The organism is Streptomyces sp. PU-14G (assembly GCF_041028275.1).
Lineage (GTDB): Bacteria > Actinomycetota > Actinomycetes > Streptomycetales > Streptomycetaceae > Streptomyces.
In genome coordinates, this window is record NZ_JASKYT010000762.1 from 1 (window position 1) to 591 (window position 591).

Genomic DNA, 591 nt, shown 5'->3' on the forward strand with positions numbered 1-591 from the left:
GCCCGCCCCCGCTGGACGGACGAGACCACAGGAAGCGCCACCACCGCCCGCCACCTGTGGACGACCGCACCGCGCGCCGCCGTCCTGCTACCTACCGGACGGGCCTTCGACGCCCTGGAGGTCTCCGAAGCCGCGGGCTGCCTCGCGCTCGCCCGACTCGAACGCATGGAAGCGCCCCTCGGCCCTGTCACCAGCTCACCCGACGGACGCATGACCTTCTTCGTACTGCCCGGCGTCGCCGCCGCCGTGCCGCACGCCCTCCGCCGCCTGGGCTGGTCACCCGCCGCGTTGGACCTGCGGTCCAAAGGAGAGGGCGACTGGGTGGCGGCCCCGCCCACGCGGCTGGGGGCGCGCGGACCGGTCCAGTGGGCGCGCGAACCCAACGCGGCCAACCGCTGGCTGCCCGGCGCCGACGAGCTGGTGCCCACGCTGGCCTACGCGTGCGGCCGCGAGGCCGCCGACCGCGGCGCGGTCGGCGGCAGCAGGGCCGGGCTCGTCGACCGCGGCTCCGCCGTCGGCTTCGCCTGACGCCTGCCCCCTAGCCCTGACCCCTGACCCCTCCCGCCGGAGGGCCGACCCGCACGCGCGCAC

At 77.5% G+C, this 591-nt stretch carries 1 protein-coding gene; it reads left to right on the top strand.

Translation table 11 applies throughout. From position 1 onward, the window contains the following. On the top strand, window positions 1–528 hold a 528-nt coding region (locus tag AB8Z75_RS35200), incomplete at its 5' end, for a bifunctional DNA primase/polymerase (protein WP_369209231.1). Window positions 529–591: the final 63 nt, after the last annotated feature.